Source organism: Desertibacillus haloalkaliphilus (assembly GCF_019039105.1).
Classification (GTDB): Bacteria; Bacillota; Bacilli; order Bacillales; family KJ1-10-99; genus Desertibacillus; species Desertibacillus haloalkaliphilus.
In genome coordinates this window covers 175,526-190,023 of record NZ_JAHPIV010000005.1, presented here as the reverse complement: position 1 = coordinate 190,023, position 14,498 = coordinate 175,526, and the positions used below count along the sequence as shown (strand labels likewise).

The following is a 14,498-nucleotide window of genomic DNA, read 5'->3' as shown; positions in this document are numbered from 1 at the left end:
CCCGCTTATCGGCGACCAGCACTGCAGGGCTGGCAAGCAGAAGCGTTTCTTTGCTTCTTCTTGACTGACCGAAGTGACCTCGGGCCGATGGCGCCTGAGCTAGACACATAAAAAAGCCCACCAAAAGAAAGGTGGACGGGTAAAGATTTATTTATACAAAAGATTACTTCACGATCATGACAAAGTCCCTCTAAAAGAAAGATAGCTGTTAAAGTAACTCGACTATAGCCATAACGATCACGTAATGAATGTAATAATAATCCTCTTACTTGCATTCCAATTCTTTCGGTAACCCGGCGACCATAGTAAGCAACTTTAGGCCCGTGGCTTTGCGCCCCTAACTTTCGCTAGGTTTGCCATTATCGATGACATTAAATAACCGGTTGAATAAATGTAAGGGAACATAGATCTACTTTGCGATCGACCCGATTTTCATATACATACTACATTAGTACTACTCCCTAATAATAATACTATTTCGACAAAAAGGGAAGTTATTTTCGTAGATAAAAATATGGAACCGGACGAACCTATAACCTCATAAAATAACAGCGATACTCTACGAACTTCTTGAATTTTTATTGTGCTTAGGGAGTGGTACGATGGGAGTTATTAACGGTAAGGATTATATCAACCGCTTAAATCAGCTAAATCCCGAAATTTGGTTAGATGGAGAACGCGTAAAAGGAAAGATCTCTGAACACCCCGCCTTTAGTGGATTGCTTCATACAAAAGCATCCCTTTATGACCTCCAAACGAAAACCAACATAAAAGACGAGATGACCTTTTTATCACCAAAAACGAATGACCCTATTGGACTTTCTTTCTTACAACCAAAATCGAAGGAAGATCTACTGAAAAGGCGTAAAATGATGGAACATTGGGCAAGACATACAGGCGGTATGATGGGAAGATCCCCCGACTATATGAATACAGTGCTTATGAGCTTTGCCTCGTCAACGCCTCTTTTAGAAAGTCGAGAGAATTGCTTCCCGGAAAACATCCTTTCCCTTTATGAATTAGCTAGAGAAGAGGACCTTTCATTCACACATACATTCATTACTCCACAAGTTAATCGTTCCCAGGCCTATATTGAATCTTCTCAAGAACCAACCTCCGCCAAAGTCGTTGACAAAAATAACGACGGATTAATCATTAAAGGGGCACGTCTCCTCGCTACACAAGGGGGCTTAACTGATGAAGTGCTTGTTTTTAGTGCACCAAAGCTATTCTTTGAGGCAGATGAAGCATTTGCCTTTTCCATTCCTTCGAATACAAAAGGTTTAAAATTTATATGTAGAGAATCTTTCGTTGGTGGCGATTCTTCTTTTAACCATCCACTCAGTTCTAAATATGAGGAAATGGATACAATCCTTGTCTTTGATCATGTAGTCGTTCCTTGGGATCGCGTCTTCTTTTATGACAATGTTAAGGCTGCTTCAGATTTCTTGCTTCATTGTTCGTTTCAACCCTTTGCCTACCATCAAGTCGTCACTCGACAGATCATAAAAACGGAATTCACTTTAGGAATTGCACTGTTACTTATAGAAACGATTAATATTGGTGAGTATCAGCATATCCAAGAGAAACTATCGGAAATCATCACCGGACTTGAAACGATGAAAGCACTCTTGGAAAAGTCAGAAAACGATGCAAAGTTAGATGAATGGGGGTATATGCGCCCTAGTCATATTCCACTTCGAGTAGCCAGTAATATCTTCCCTAAAATATACCCACGATTTTGCGAAATTATCCAAATTATTGGCGCTAGTGGAGTGGTAACGATCCCTACTGAAAATGATTTTAGCTCCGATATTAGAGGTGATCTCGATAGGTACCTTCAAGGGGCAAGTAAAACTGCCGAAGATCGTGTGAAAATTTTTCGGTTAGCTTGGGATTTAACAATGAGTTCATTTGGCACAAGACAAACTCAATATGAGCGCTACTTTTTTGGTGACCCAGTACGTTTAGCAACGACCTTATATCAAACCTACCCAAAAAACGATTATATAGAGATCATCAATAAATTCTTAGATTTGGAGACCGGAGATGATTAGACGCCCGTTCCTTTTGAATACCATTCACCTCTCTCCTGTTTTTACTATGAAAAAAAGTATGGATCTATTTATTGACCCTCAAAAGTTAAAAAGCCTTTAATACCGAAAGGCTCTTTATCTTACCATAAGAAAAACCATATAAACCCTACGTACATTGCAATATTTAGGGTTGAACGTGCATTTTATCACAGCAACCTGCTTTTAGCCGTGATACTCTTCATAATAGTTGGTTTAAAAACTTTGACATGTGAACCAAGTTGGGAATCGTTCCCACAATTATGGAGTGATAATTTTTATGAAGATAGCAAAAGTACAGTTACCCTTACAAACATTTAGTTTAGTTGCTGGATTTATGGTCTGGGTGATTTTATCACCTCTCATGCCTTTTATTACAGAAGATATTCCTTTAACAAATAATGAAATCGCATTAATTACAGCTGTCCCAATCATTTTAGGGTCACTTTTGCGAATCCCACTCGGTTATTGGGCGAACCGATTTGGAGCAAGGAAGGTTTTTCTTCTATGTTTTATCGTCCTACTTTTACCTATTTATTACATTAGTCAAGCGACGTCCTTTACCGACTTACTTATCGGTGGTTTGTTTTTAGGAGTGGGTGGAGCGATCTTCTCGATCGGTGTCACCTCGCTTCCAAAATATTATCCTAAAGAAAAACATGGGACAATTAACGCCATATATGCGTTAGGAAACCTTGGTACCGCGCTTACATCTTTTTTTGGGCCAGTACTTGCTGGGTATTTTGGATGGAGTACAACGGTTCAATTAAGCTTACTTTTAATTGCATCTTTTGCATTCCTAAACTACCTTTTCGGAGATAAACACGAACCAAAAGTAACCACACCGTTAATTAACCAAGTAAAAGGTGTCTACAAAAGTAGTAAGCTTTGGCTTCTTTGTGTTTTTTACTTTATAACGTTTGGAGCTTTTGTTGCGTTTACCGTATACTTACCAAACTTTTTAGTCGATCACTTTGAGCTTAGTGCGATTGATGCCGGTGTGAGAACGGCTGGCTTTATTCTGTTAGCTACACTAATTAGGCCTCTCGGTGGTTACTTATCAGACAAATTCAATGCCATTGTGATCTTAATGTTTGTCTTTGGCGGACTTACCATTGCAGGTGGACTTTTGGCCTTCATGCCAAACATAACCCTTTATACAATCGGCTGCTTAGCAATTGCTGTCTTTTCTGGTATTGGAAATGGAGCGATCTTCAAATTAGTTCCGCTGTATTTTTCTAAACAAGCTGGAATTGTCAATGGGCTGGTTGGTGCCATGGGTGGGCTTGGAGGGTTCTTCCCGCCAATCATACTCACATTTCTATTTAGTGTCACTGGGCATTATGCGATTGGCTTTATGGCATTGTCCCAATTCGCACTAGCGAGCTTGATTTTAGTTGTCTGGATGTTCTACCAAGAGAAGCTCAGTCTTTCAGATAATGCCATTCAATCAACAGTCGAAGCCGTTATGGTGACAGATACAAAAGGATCGATCAAAATGGTGAACCCTGCATTTACAGCCGCTACCGGTTATGATTCCAAAGAAGTTGTAGGCCAAACCCCACGTTTGATTAAGTCAAATGAGCATGATGCAGAATTTTACAGCAAAATGTGGGGAGAAATTAACTCAAACGGTTATTGGCAAGGGGACATTATCAATAAACGGAAAAATGGCGAGACGTTTGTTGTCTGGTTAACAATCACACCCATTAAAGATGAACACCAAAATATTACCGGTTATGTAGGAATGTTTACGGACAGTAAAACAAATAAAGGTTAATCTTTCATGCGAATGAGGATGTCCCAAAAGACAGATTTATACCTTTTGGGACATCCTCAAATCCATGTGCGTAGACTGCTGAAAAAGCAATAAGCAAGCCAATTCAGGAAGAGTAATGGCTTCGCACATTACATAGAGTGCGCTGAAATTTCAGCGCACTCCTTATTCCTTCCTTTTTAATTCATCCTTTCTTACTAACTCCACTCTAAGCCTATCAATTCTTATCTCACAATAGCCACTCGAATAAATATAAAGAATTTTACACTCTTCTCCTTTATATAAGGCTTTATCACCGACATTCATAACAAATCCTCCTGCGCACCTTACCTACTAATCTCTTTATCTAATCACACATTCTTGATCCTAAAACCTCATGATTTCATAAAAGGATGTCCTAAAAGAAGAAATTGAACCTTTAGGACACCCCTATTATTATATAATTGTCTTACTGAAACTCGGTTGGGAATACCGTAATATCAATTCCCATGATCACTGGTAACATAAAGTAAACAGCAAGAACGATTAGGAGAGTTGCTAATACGTTTAACCAAAAACCAGTTCTCACCATTTCAGAAATCGTTATCTTTTTCGTCGCATAAATAATCGCATTTGGTGGGGTACCAACCGGTAACATAAATGCACAGTTGGCGGCCATTGCTGCTGGGACCATAAGTGCAAATGGATGAACATTGATTGCTAGAGCAAGACCAGCTAATATTGGTAAAATCATCGTAGCCGTTGCTGTATTTGATGTAATTTCAGTTAAGAATAAAACAAATGCAGCAATAATCATAATCATTAAAATAAAGCTCAGACCGTCAATAAATGTTAATTGTTGCCCAATCCATTGATCTAATTCTGTTTGTCTAAATCCTGCGGCGATCGCTAATCCACCACCAAACAGTAGCAATACACCCCACGGCAGTTTAGATGAAACCTCCCAATCTAACAATTTCCCACCTTTACTTTTAGAAGGGATCAAGAATAAAAAGACACCTGCGCAAACAGCGATCATCGCATCACTAATTCCCGGAATGATACCATCCCAAATAAATGACCTTGAAATCCACATAAAGGCTGCAAAGACAAACACCGCGAGCACCGCTTTTTCTTCAAAGCTCATTTTACCAAGGTTTATGCGTTCCTGATCAATAAGCTCCTTCCCACCTGGAAGCTCTTTCATTTTTACCGGAAAAGCGATATTCACGAGATAATACCAAGAAGCAAAAAGTAAAATAATTACGACTGGTGCTGCATAAAATAACCATAATGCAAAAGAGATTTCTACATCAAATAATGTTTGGACAGTCCCTGCCAATATAATATTGGGAGGTGTCCCAATTAATGTCCCGAGACCACCAATTGTTCCAGCAAAGCCAACTCCAAAAATCGTTGCCTTCTCGAACGTTTTGATTGAACCTTCTCCTTGTGCTTTTTTTGAGTTAACGACTGCTTGATACGTAATCGCTGTACCAATTGGGATCATCATCATAACAGCTGCCGTATTCGATACCCACATCGACAAGAACCCTGTTGCTAACATAAACCCTAAAATAATTCGTTTAGGACTCGTTCCAATCATAGAAACGATATAGACTGCAATACGCTTGTGTAGATCCCACTTTTCCATAGCAAGTGCAATTAAAAATCCACCTAAAAAGAGGAAAATAATTGGATCTCCATAAGCTGATGCAACTTCTCCTCCATCAACAGCTTGTGTAATGGGCAGCAAGATTAGCGGCAATAACGATGTCGCTGGAATAGGAATCGCTTCAGTAATCCACCAGACAGCTACCCATAATGTCGTTGCTAACACAGCTCTTGCGCCGTCATTTAACCCTTCAGGAGTAAAAAACAACATCGTTAGCGCAAATAGCAAAGGACCTAATATTAAACCGACGAATTGTGCCGGTCGATAACCTGGCTGTTTTCCATTACCTTTCCTTGGCTCATTGTTTTGATCTATTGTTGTTTTACTAGTCGTCTGTTCTTCTGATAGCTGTTTAGCCGTCGAAAATGTTAAAAGCTGCTTAACTTTATAATGAGCGTCCCAACTCATATTCCATGCTTGTTTCAAGACTGACTTTTCCAACTTACTCACCCTTTCAACTTATATTCAAAATGATAACGCTTCCAATACTCAATGTACTTGTTGAAGTTCTATCGCCCATTGCAAACGAATACGTTTCACAATGTGACACCTTTTGATAGATTTTTCATTGTGGTTACAATTTTAAATTATCGGAAAATAAAGAGTAAGGTTATGTAATTTATTAAATCATTTTGTAAATAAAAAAAGTAAGCGCACCAGGGTACACTTACAAATAATAGGTAATTAATTTACTTTTTGACGGGTTATAATTGTATTGATTCAATGGCCTACCGACAGAACCGTATACATTCTCTTCATCCACTACACCGATTTCATTTAAGAATGCTAAATACTTGCGAATCGATACTCGAGAGATACCCACATGATGACCAAGTTCTTCTGTAGTAAATGGGCGATCTTTCATTTCCAGGATCGTTTCCCAAATCGCCTTTAATGTATGTTTCGTGAGTCCTTTTGGTAAGGTCCTTTGTTCCGTCGATGGTGGCTGCCCCTCTTGTTTAATCAAATGATCCAAGTCTGCTTGATTAAACCTTTCGTGCTTCGCCATCTTTAATTTATCATTACGATACCTCGTCAGCGCCTGTTGAAAACGCTCAAATTCAAAAGGTTTAATCAAATAATCGACTGCACCATTTCTAAGAGCCCTTTCGATACTTCCTTTATCATTTGCCGCAGAGATAATGACCACATCTATAGCCTTATTAAGCTTTCTTATTTCAGTTAAAAGCTCTAATCCATTCATGCTCGGCATATAAATATCTAGCAAAATAAGATCGATCCGCTTTTGTTCAATTAATCTAAGCGCCTCTTTGGCTGTTGTCACACTTGAAACAAAGGTGAATCCTTCGATTTGCTCAAGATACAATTTATTAAATTCAGCTACCATTGGATCATCTTCTACGATTAATACATGTATCATCTTACTCATCCTTACTTTTATAAGGTAATGTAATATGAAAGCTTGTCCCGGCATTTTTTTTAGTTAAAATGTCCATCTCTCCATTTAAGCTTTCTAAACTTTGTTGAAGTAAATATAATCCGTAACCTCTTTCTTCTTGTTTAGTTGAGAAGCCCTTATCAAATATCCTGTTCATGACCTCTTCACTCATTCCGCTGCCCGTATCACTAACCTTAATTGTTAACTGTTCTTCTTGCTCGCAGTAAGACATGAGAACTTCAACAGATTTAGTCGCGCTATCTTCTACAGCATCAAACGCATTATTAATTAAGTTTCCAACGATTTTTACGACTTCATGTGTGACTTCTTGATCACTTGCTTCAGGTATGAAGGTTTCGTCGCTTAATGTTAACTCGATTCCTTGTTCTCTAGCATTACTCAGTTTGGCTAGAATAAAGCCCGCTAATACAGGATCCTTTATCTTCGTTGATATAAAGCCAATCTCATCTTGATAATGATAGGTAATTTGGTTGATATAAGGAGCAAGCTTATCAAAGTATTTCATATGAACCATACCTAAGATCACTTGTAGCTTATTCATGAATTCATGGGTTTGAGCACGCAAAGCCCCAGCATACACACGTACACCAGTTAACTGCTCAGCTAAGGTTTCTACCTCTGTTTTATCACGAAATGTTGCGATCGCTCCCACAATGTTCCCATCCACATACAATGGAACACTATTGACTAATAAATGATATCCATTTATTACTGAATCCCTATTATACACCGACTCCCCAGACTTAATCACCTTGCTTAGCTGTACATTTCCGATATAACTGTCAAACTCTTGCCCGATAGGGTCACTAGTTAAATTAGCCTCCTGAAACAGCTTACGTGCCTTACTATTAGCTAATGTAATTTGTCCATTTTGATCAACGGCAACAACACCTTCAAACATCGACTGAAGCATAGCATTACGCTCCTCAAGCACTCTTGCAATCCCTGAAGGCTCTAAACCGAACAAAACTTTTTTAATTCGCTTCGCTAAAAATACAGCACCTACGATTCCAACTAATGAACCTAGGATAAGCCCAATATAAATGATAGATCTACTGTCGGCTACAGCTTCCCTAACATTCTCGAGCGAAATCCCTACCGATACAGCACCTAATTGCTCACCAGTCGTTGAATAAATCGGGGTGAAGGCACGAAGCGACATACCTAATGTCCCCTCAGCGATCGAAATTTGCTCTTCCCCACTAAGAACTTTTTTTTCATCCCCACCAACAAAAGATTGTCCTATTTTACTCGGATCCGGGTGCGACTTTCGAATACCGTCGCTATCAAACACGACAATGAAATTCACACCAGATATTTCTCGGATCTCTTCTGCATAACCCTGGATTTCGTGTTCAGGTAGAGAACCTTCCATCGCTTCAATGACCGTTTGTGATTTCGCCACGGTACGGGCAATCATCATCGTCTGTTCTTCAAGGTGTGACTGCGCATTATTAGATACTGTTGCACCTATTAATAAATGAGTAATAAACATCGCAAAAAGAACAACACTACATACAAATAAAATAATTGTCGTTTGTAACTTTAAATTCGATCGATCCTTCATAAACACCTCTATTATTCGAGAAATCAAAATGGTTGCTCAAACCAAATAAAATAAGGTGAGCCGTTATCATTATTCCCTAAATACTAATGATTGACAAGGTGTGTCGCCGTTGTGCAAGATCATTTTGCGCCACACTTTCCTTTTATGCCGCTGTTGTTTTTTGCGATTCGCCGATAGACTTCTTTCGTTTCATTGTTTTACCAATAACCAATTCACCAAATGAAACTTTTGAGATGATGTAGATCAGAAGAATTGGAACTAAAACACCAGCAATAAATTGTACAATAAGATAATAAAGTTCGATTGCTTCAGTACTTGAGAACATATGACTTACGACGGTTTGGACAAAAGGATGAAGTAAATAGATTCCAAATGAATAGCTACTTAGGAAGCCCACCCACTTCGGTGTTCGTTTGATATGTGAAACAAGGAAGAAAAATAGAAAAAATAACATAACCGTATATGGAATGATATCAAAACGCGCTGACGTCACACGCATCAGCATTCCTGAATGATAAATATATTGGACAATCCCGAGTGAAACAATAGTACCCAACAAGATAAAGGTCCAATTGTTTTTTAACAATTCATTAAAACGTTGATAGTTTCTGCCACAATAATAGGCAACGACATAATAAAATAGCCATCCAACAAATAAAATCCTTGAAAAGAAGAGTGTCAGATAACTTGAGTGATTCACATAGTCTATCGCATAAAAATAGAAAACTAGCCAATAACCAACGCTAACTATGAAACTTAACGTTAGGATATACTTAGCTTTAAACCTCTTCATATATTTAACAAATAATAGATGTAACAAATAAAACTGGAAAATAATCAACACAAAATATCCATGCCATTGACCGATAAAATTATACCCAAGCTCTCTTGCAAAGTCGCTAAATGACCAGTCATAGCGGACGAACTTGTCTCCAGCATAAAACGTCGCCATGATGGTGTAAGGAATTAAAATATATTTCACTCTTTTCATCAAGAAGCCTTTTGGAACTTTGTCTTTATAAGCATGGGTCATAATGATTGTTGAAATTAACACAAACATTGGCGTTCCGTACAATAATATCATTTGCAGCGTCCGATAGGCGACGCGCATATCACCAGTTAGCGAGAAGTCTGCTATCGTCTTACTCAAAGCATGAATAAGGACAACACTACAACAAGCAAAAATTCGGAGCCAATAGACTTCTTTTATCTCTTTCACGTCAAATTCAACGCCCTTCTATAATCATAGATGTAATGTACACACTTCCCCCTATTTTCTTTGATCACGCTCTTTTTATCAATTCAAAAAAACACCCTGTTTTGGATGTTTTTCCTTCTTATAAGAATTAAACACTGAGGGATCATATTTCAGTGGATTCCTCACCCTAATTCTTTTTAGTTTTAACGGTTCATCATTACTAAAATAAATTGAATACTGTCATTACAAATGTCAAGGCAAGACTTAAAGGCATAAACCCGGCTAGATACCGAACTCATGCCTTAACGGCTACCTGATGAAATAACGTGCCTACCCTTTATGGGGGTACTTCAACACCGCTAGTTGTCCCGCCCACGATTTTAATCATCATTATATCAACCGTCATCAATTTATAGTGTTTCTAACGCTTGTTTTATATCACTCCAAATATCCTCCCAAGCTTCTAGTCCGACCGAAAGACGAAGCAATTCATTTGAAATGCCCATTTCGTTTCTCACTTTTTCTGGGATAACTGCATGAGTCATTGAAGCTGGGTGTTGGATGAGCGTTTCTGCATCCCCTAAACTGACTGCAATTGGAATTAACTTTAGTTTATTTACGACATTTACTGCATCTTGAAACGAGCCCTTAATTTCAAAGGAAACCACTCCACCACCCTTTTTCATTTGCCTACTCGCGATTTCATAACTAGGCTGCTCGTTGTCACCGGGATAATAAATCGCTTTCACTTTTGGGTGACTTTTTAACTGGGCTACAATTTTCTCGGCATTTTCACTATGACGCTCCATTCTTAACGCTAATGTTTTTATCCCCCGTAGTAATAGCCAGGCATCAAATGGTGAGATAACTCCACCGATATCTTTTTGAGTTGTCTTTTTCACTTGAGTAAGTGTTGCTTTATCACCGACAGCGACTCCTCCAATCACATCACCATGACCACCAATGAATTTTGTCGCACTATGAATCACAATATCACAGCCAAACTTCAGAGGTTGTTGTAAATAAGGGGTAGAAAAGGTATTGTCCACAACCACTTTTATCCCTTTTTCTTTTGCGACTTGAACGATTAATTGTAAGTCAATCACGTTCATCGTCGGGTTCACTGGTGTCTCAATGTAAATGCAGGTCGTATTCTCACGGATATTACTTAACATCTCCTCTTTTGAAGATAAGTCGGAAAAGGTATAACCGATATTATACTTTTCTTTAAGCATGTCTAGTAAACCGAATGTACAGCCATAGAGTCCCTTTGAACATAAAATATGATCACTTGCCTTTGTTATCCCGATAATAACAGCCGATACAGCTGCCATTCCTGAGCTAAAGGCAAGTGCAACTTCTCCCCCTTCTAGCTCTGCCATACGCTTTTCCAACGCCGTAACGGTTGGATTACCTAACCGTGAATAAACATAACCATCTTCTAGGCCAGCAAACCGGCTTGCCCCTTGCTCTAACGTATCAAAAGTAAATGTAGACGTTTGATAAATTGGTGGAGTTAGGCTATCGAAATGTTGGTTTGGTTCATAGCCTGCATGAATCGTCTTCGTCTCAAATTTATAGTTGTTCAATGTGTCTCCCCCTAACATAATCGGTGTATCCGCCTATATTTATCTTATTGCTACACCCTACATTTTGTTCACGTCCCTCTTGTTGAAATGTGAAATTCCAAAAAAAGCGTGCACTGCTGCACGCTTTTTTCACTATATTCTCCTCTTCACAAACTCATAAAATTCTTCTGCTTGTAAAGGTTTAGAAACATAATATCCCTGAACTTCATTACATCCGTACTCTCTCAATTTATCGATATGCTCACTTGTTTCTGCCCCTTCAGCAATCACTTTAAAACCTAAACCTTGCCCCATCTCAATCATCGATTTTGTTAAACGTCGGTCACGTTCATCTTCCAGAAGATCTTTAACAAATGCGCGATCAACTTTTAAGACATCGATTGGGAACTGCTTCAAATAATTCAATGAAGAATAGCCAGTCCCAAAATCATCAATAGATATATGAATACCACGCTCCCTGACCTCATCTAACAAAGGCTTAATCTCAGATGGATTTTGAAAGACGCTTTCTGTTAATTCAATTTCTAAATAGGTTGGGTCCAGTTGTGTCTCAACTAGTACTTGATCGATCATCGGTAATAAATAGTCATTTTTAAACTGTTTGGCGGAAATATTTACTGAAACAACTAAAGGCTCTACCCCCTGCTCTTGCCACTGTTTATTTTGTTTACAGGCCTCAAACAACACCCATCTACCTATGTCATAAATCAGTCCTGTTGACTCAGCTATCGGGATAAATCTAAACGGTGAAACAACCCCCAATTGTGGGTGGTCCCAGCGAAGAAGCGCTTCCATTCCAGTAATCTCTCCGGTGTTTAGATCCTGTTTGGGTTGGTAAGTCAAAAATAACTCGTTGCGTTCAACAGCAACCCTTAACTTATTTTCTAAATCATATTCTAGTTCAAAATCCTGCTGCATGTGTTCCTCATAATAGACGTAATCTTTGTCATCATTTTTTCTCGCGGTATACATAGCGGCTTCTGCCTGTTGCAAAAGTACGTTAAAGTCTTTCCCTCCTTCTGGGAATTGACTAACACCAATCGCAACTTCTAAAAAGAAGGTATGACCCTCGATTTCAAATGGTTCCCGAAACTGATCGCAAATTTGTGTGATTGTTTCATTTATAAAAGTTTGCTCTGCGGAATCTTGTATATAAATTGTAAATTTATCACCATATTGTCGCGAGACCACACCATTATCTTTCATAACTCGTTCTAGTCTGTTTGCAATCTCCTTTAACGTCTGGTTGCCTAATGTAAACCCACGTGAATGATTGACAAATTTAAAACGAATAACGTCTAGGAAAAGAACTGTCGCTTCCTTGATACCTGAATCAATATCATCCCTAACAACCTCAGCTAATTTGTTATCATTTGGTAAGTTCGTCAATTGATCATAGTACGCAAGTGAATAAATTTTTTCATCCGCTTGCTTTTGCTTCGTCATGTCGGTTTGGAGACCAAGGAAATTCACTAATTTTCCATCCTCATACACAGGTGCAATACTTAACAGGTTCCAAAAGGTTGTCCCATCTTTACGGTAATTTAAGATTTCCACAGAAAACGGTTCTTCCTTTGCAATTCCTTCTTCAAGCTTTTGGATCGATTCAGGCGTTGTTCTTTCTCCGTGTAACATATAAGCATATCGACCAAGAACCTCTTCTGCCTTATATCCCGTTAACTTTTCAAATCCTGGATTAACAAACGTAATAGGATGATCCGGATGGGTTGGGTCGGTAATAATCACACCAATTTCTAAATTGTTAATGGCTGTTACCAACTGGTTATTTTTTAACAAAGATTGTTTTAACTCTTGTTGGGCTTCGTTATATTCTTCAATCTTTATTTCAAAATTTCGAGCTAGCTCGTTAAATGAATCACCGATATACTTTAATTCATTACCTGTTCTAATATCAACCCTTGCAGATAGGTCACCACTGATCCACCGCTGCGTACCTTTTTGTAACGATTTTATCGTTTCAATGACAGAGACATACATCCCACCAAATAAAAAGAACACAATCAGCACTGAGAGTAGCACAAAACCAAAAATTAACATTTGGTTAAATTTATAAAGCTTTTGCTGATTTTTTAGATGTTCTGTTAAAAGTAAATTCCCTCTCTCATAAATTGAAAATCCACTATCTATTGCAGAAGTTGCATATAGAAACACCTGTTCAGGGTTATATAATAAAAAAATGTTGTTCTCCACTGCCTCAATGACTTCTGATGTTTCTTGTTTGAAATCTTCAACATGATTAGCTAGATTATACCTATCATCAAATTCTCCAATAAAGATATAAGATGTCTTCAATCCAAAAGTTGTTAGAGAATCTTTTACCCCACCAATCATCATCAGTAATTCTGCTTGTTGCTTGTCAGATAGCCTATCTTCCATCGTTAATCTTGACGTAAAAGCACGTAATTGACCTATTCTCTCAGTCGCTAATAATAAGTCTTCATTTAACACATCGCTAAGTCTGTTCATTTGAGGATCGGGGTTCATATACATTTGCGTTTCTTCAATAATATGTGAAACAAGGGAAAGTAACCCTTGGTTTAGTTCATTATGCTCAACATAATTCCTTCTCGGGTTGGTTATCGTCTTGACCCTTTGCCATTGCTCGTTGAATATAGACCACTGCTCTTGATTAAAAAAATCATCCCATTCATTTTTAACTTTATAATCAATTACCATGATTTTCGAATTAATCAATTCTTGTCGTTCCTGAACGGAATCGGAAAATTCTTCGTACCCCCGTAAATAGGATTGATTTAAGCCCCGATGATATTGTGTATGTTCCAATAGAGTTGCTACATGCTGTAAAGATTCTAATGCCATTTGTTCAGTTTCATTCTGATTAATCTTTGATTTAATATCTACTAATAAATAAGCTTTTACGCTGATTAGCGGAATGATAAATGCGAGGAAAAACAAAATAAACTTCTTTGAGAAGGAAATACGACCTATAGCATTAACAACCCATTTTGGAACCAATCTCCACAACATTTTTGATATCACCTGCCTTTTCATTCAACTGCAACGGTATATATTCGCCATAGTTGCATATGCAACTTTGCAAATGTAAAAGGTGAACTAAAGAACTAAGTTCACCTTTTCGGTTCAAACTGAAGAGTGACTCAAGTCACAAGTTACTTTAAGGATTATATACAATTTACTACAAAAACAGCAATAGATTCTACAAACGAAGACAGATGTCG

General features: G+C 38.2%; 9 protein-coding genes and 1 riboswitch. Of the genes, 2 read left to right on the top strand and 7 right to left on the bottom strand.

All coding sequences use genetic code 11. The features are described from left to right. Positions 1–284: 284 nt before the first annotated feature. Positions 285–368, bottom strand: a riboswitch (cyclic di-GMP riboswitch). 234 nt (positions 369–602) lie between these two features. Together hpaB and KH400_RS07415 are read left to right on the top strand one after the other, a co-directional pair. Then, the gene (gene hpaB, locus KH400_RS07420) at positions 603–2,057 is read left to right on the top strand and encodes a 4-hydroxyphenylacetate 3-monooxygenase, oxygenase component (protein ID WP_217223484.1); all 1,455 of its coding nucleotides are present in this window, start codon (positions 603–605) and stop codon (positions 2,055–2,057) included. Between the two features lie 295 nt (positions 2,058–2,352). After that, the gene (locus KH400_RS07415; protein WP_217223482.1) at positions 2,353–3,852 is read left to right on the top strand and encodes a nitrate/nitrite transporter; all 1,500 of its coding nucleotides are present in this window, start codon (positions 2,353–2,355) and stop codon (positions 3,850–3,852) included. Positions 3,853–4,014: 162 nt separating this feature from the next. On the opposite strand, the gene KH400_RS07410 is transcribed toward KH400_RS07415, so the two are convergent. From KH400_RS07410 to KH400_RS07380, 7 genes are all read right to left on the bottom strand, one after another. Continuing rightward, a complete protein-coding gene (locus KH400_RS07410; RefSeq protein WP_217223480.1) occupies positions 4,015–4,155 on the bottom strand; it encodes a hypothetical protein in 141 nt (46 codons plus the stop codon). 142 nt (positions 4,156–4,297) lie between these two features. Then, positions 4,298–5,911, bottom strand: a complete 1,614-nt coding sequence (locus KH400_RS07405) for an SLC13 family permease (RefSeq protein WP_217223648.1) — start codon at positions 5,909–5,911, stop codon at positions 4,298–4,300. Between the two features lie 259 nt (positions 5,912–6,170). After that, the gene (locus tag KH400_RS07400) at positions 6,171–6,884 is read right to left on the bottom strand and encodes a response regulator (protein ID WP_217223477.1); all 714 of its coding nucleotides are present in this window, start codon (positions 6,882–6,884) and stop codon (positions 6,171–6,173) included. Between the two features lies 1 nt (position 6,885). Then, positions 6,886–8,490, bottom strand: coding sequence for a DcuS/MalK family sensor histidine kinase (gene dcuS / locus KH400_RS07395; RefSeq protein WP_217223475.1), 1,605 nt, complete (start codon positions 8,488–8,490; stop codon positions 6,886–6,888). 142 nt (positions 8,491–8,632) lie between these two features. Continuing rightward, complete coding sequence (locus KH400_RS07390) at positions 8,633–9,709, bottom strand: acyltransferase family protein (protein ID WP_217223473.1); 1,077 nt, start codon at positions 9,707–9,709, stop codon at positions 8,633–8,635. Between the two features lie 389 nt (positions 9,710–10,098). Further along, entirely contained in the window at positions 10,099–11,295 is a 1,197-nt protein-coding gene (gene megL / locus KH400_RS07385) for a methionine gamma-lyase (RefSeq protein WP_217223470.1), read from the bottom strand. Between the two features lie 114 nt (positions 11,296–11,409). Then, positions 11,410–14,286: an EAL domain-containing protein gene (locus KH400_RS07380; RefSeq protein WP_217223468.1), complete on the bottom strand. Its 2,877-nt coding sequence runs from the start codon at positions 14,284–14,286 to the stop codon at positions 11,410–11,412. Positions 14,287–14,498: the final 212 nt, after the last annotated feature.

Coding starts and splice junctions, on each gene's coding strand:
- hpaB (WP_217223484.1), top strand. CDS start 603: ATGGGAGTTATTAACGGTAAGGATTATATCAACCGCTTAAATCAGCTA.
- KH400_RS07415 (WP_217223482.1), top strand. CDS start 2,353: ATGAAGATAGCAAAAGTACAGTTACCCTTACAAACATTTAGTTTAGTT.
- KH400_RS07410 (WP_217223480.1), bottom strand. CDS start 4,155: ATGAATGTCGGTGATAAAGCCTTATATAAAGGAGAAGAGTGTAAAATT.
- KH400_RS07405 (WP_217223648.1), bottom strand. CDS start 5,911: ATGAGTTGGGACGCTCATTATAAAGTTAAGCAGCTTTTAACATTTTCG.
- KH400_RS07400 (WP_217223477.1), bottom strand. CDS start 6,884: ATGATACATGTATTAATCGTAGAAGATGATCCAATGGTAGCTGAATTT.
- dcuS (WP_217223475.1), bottom strand. CDS start 8,490: ATGAAGGATCGATCGAATTTAAAGTTACAAACGACAATTATTTTATTT.
- megL (WP_217223470.1), bottom strand. CDS start 11,295: ATGTTAGGGGGAGACACATTGAACAACTATAAATTTGAGACGAAGACG.
- KH400_RS07380 (WP_217223468.1), bottom strand. CDS start 14,286: ATGTTGTGGAGATTGGTTCCAAAATGGGTTGTTAATGCTATAGGTCGT.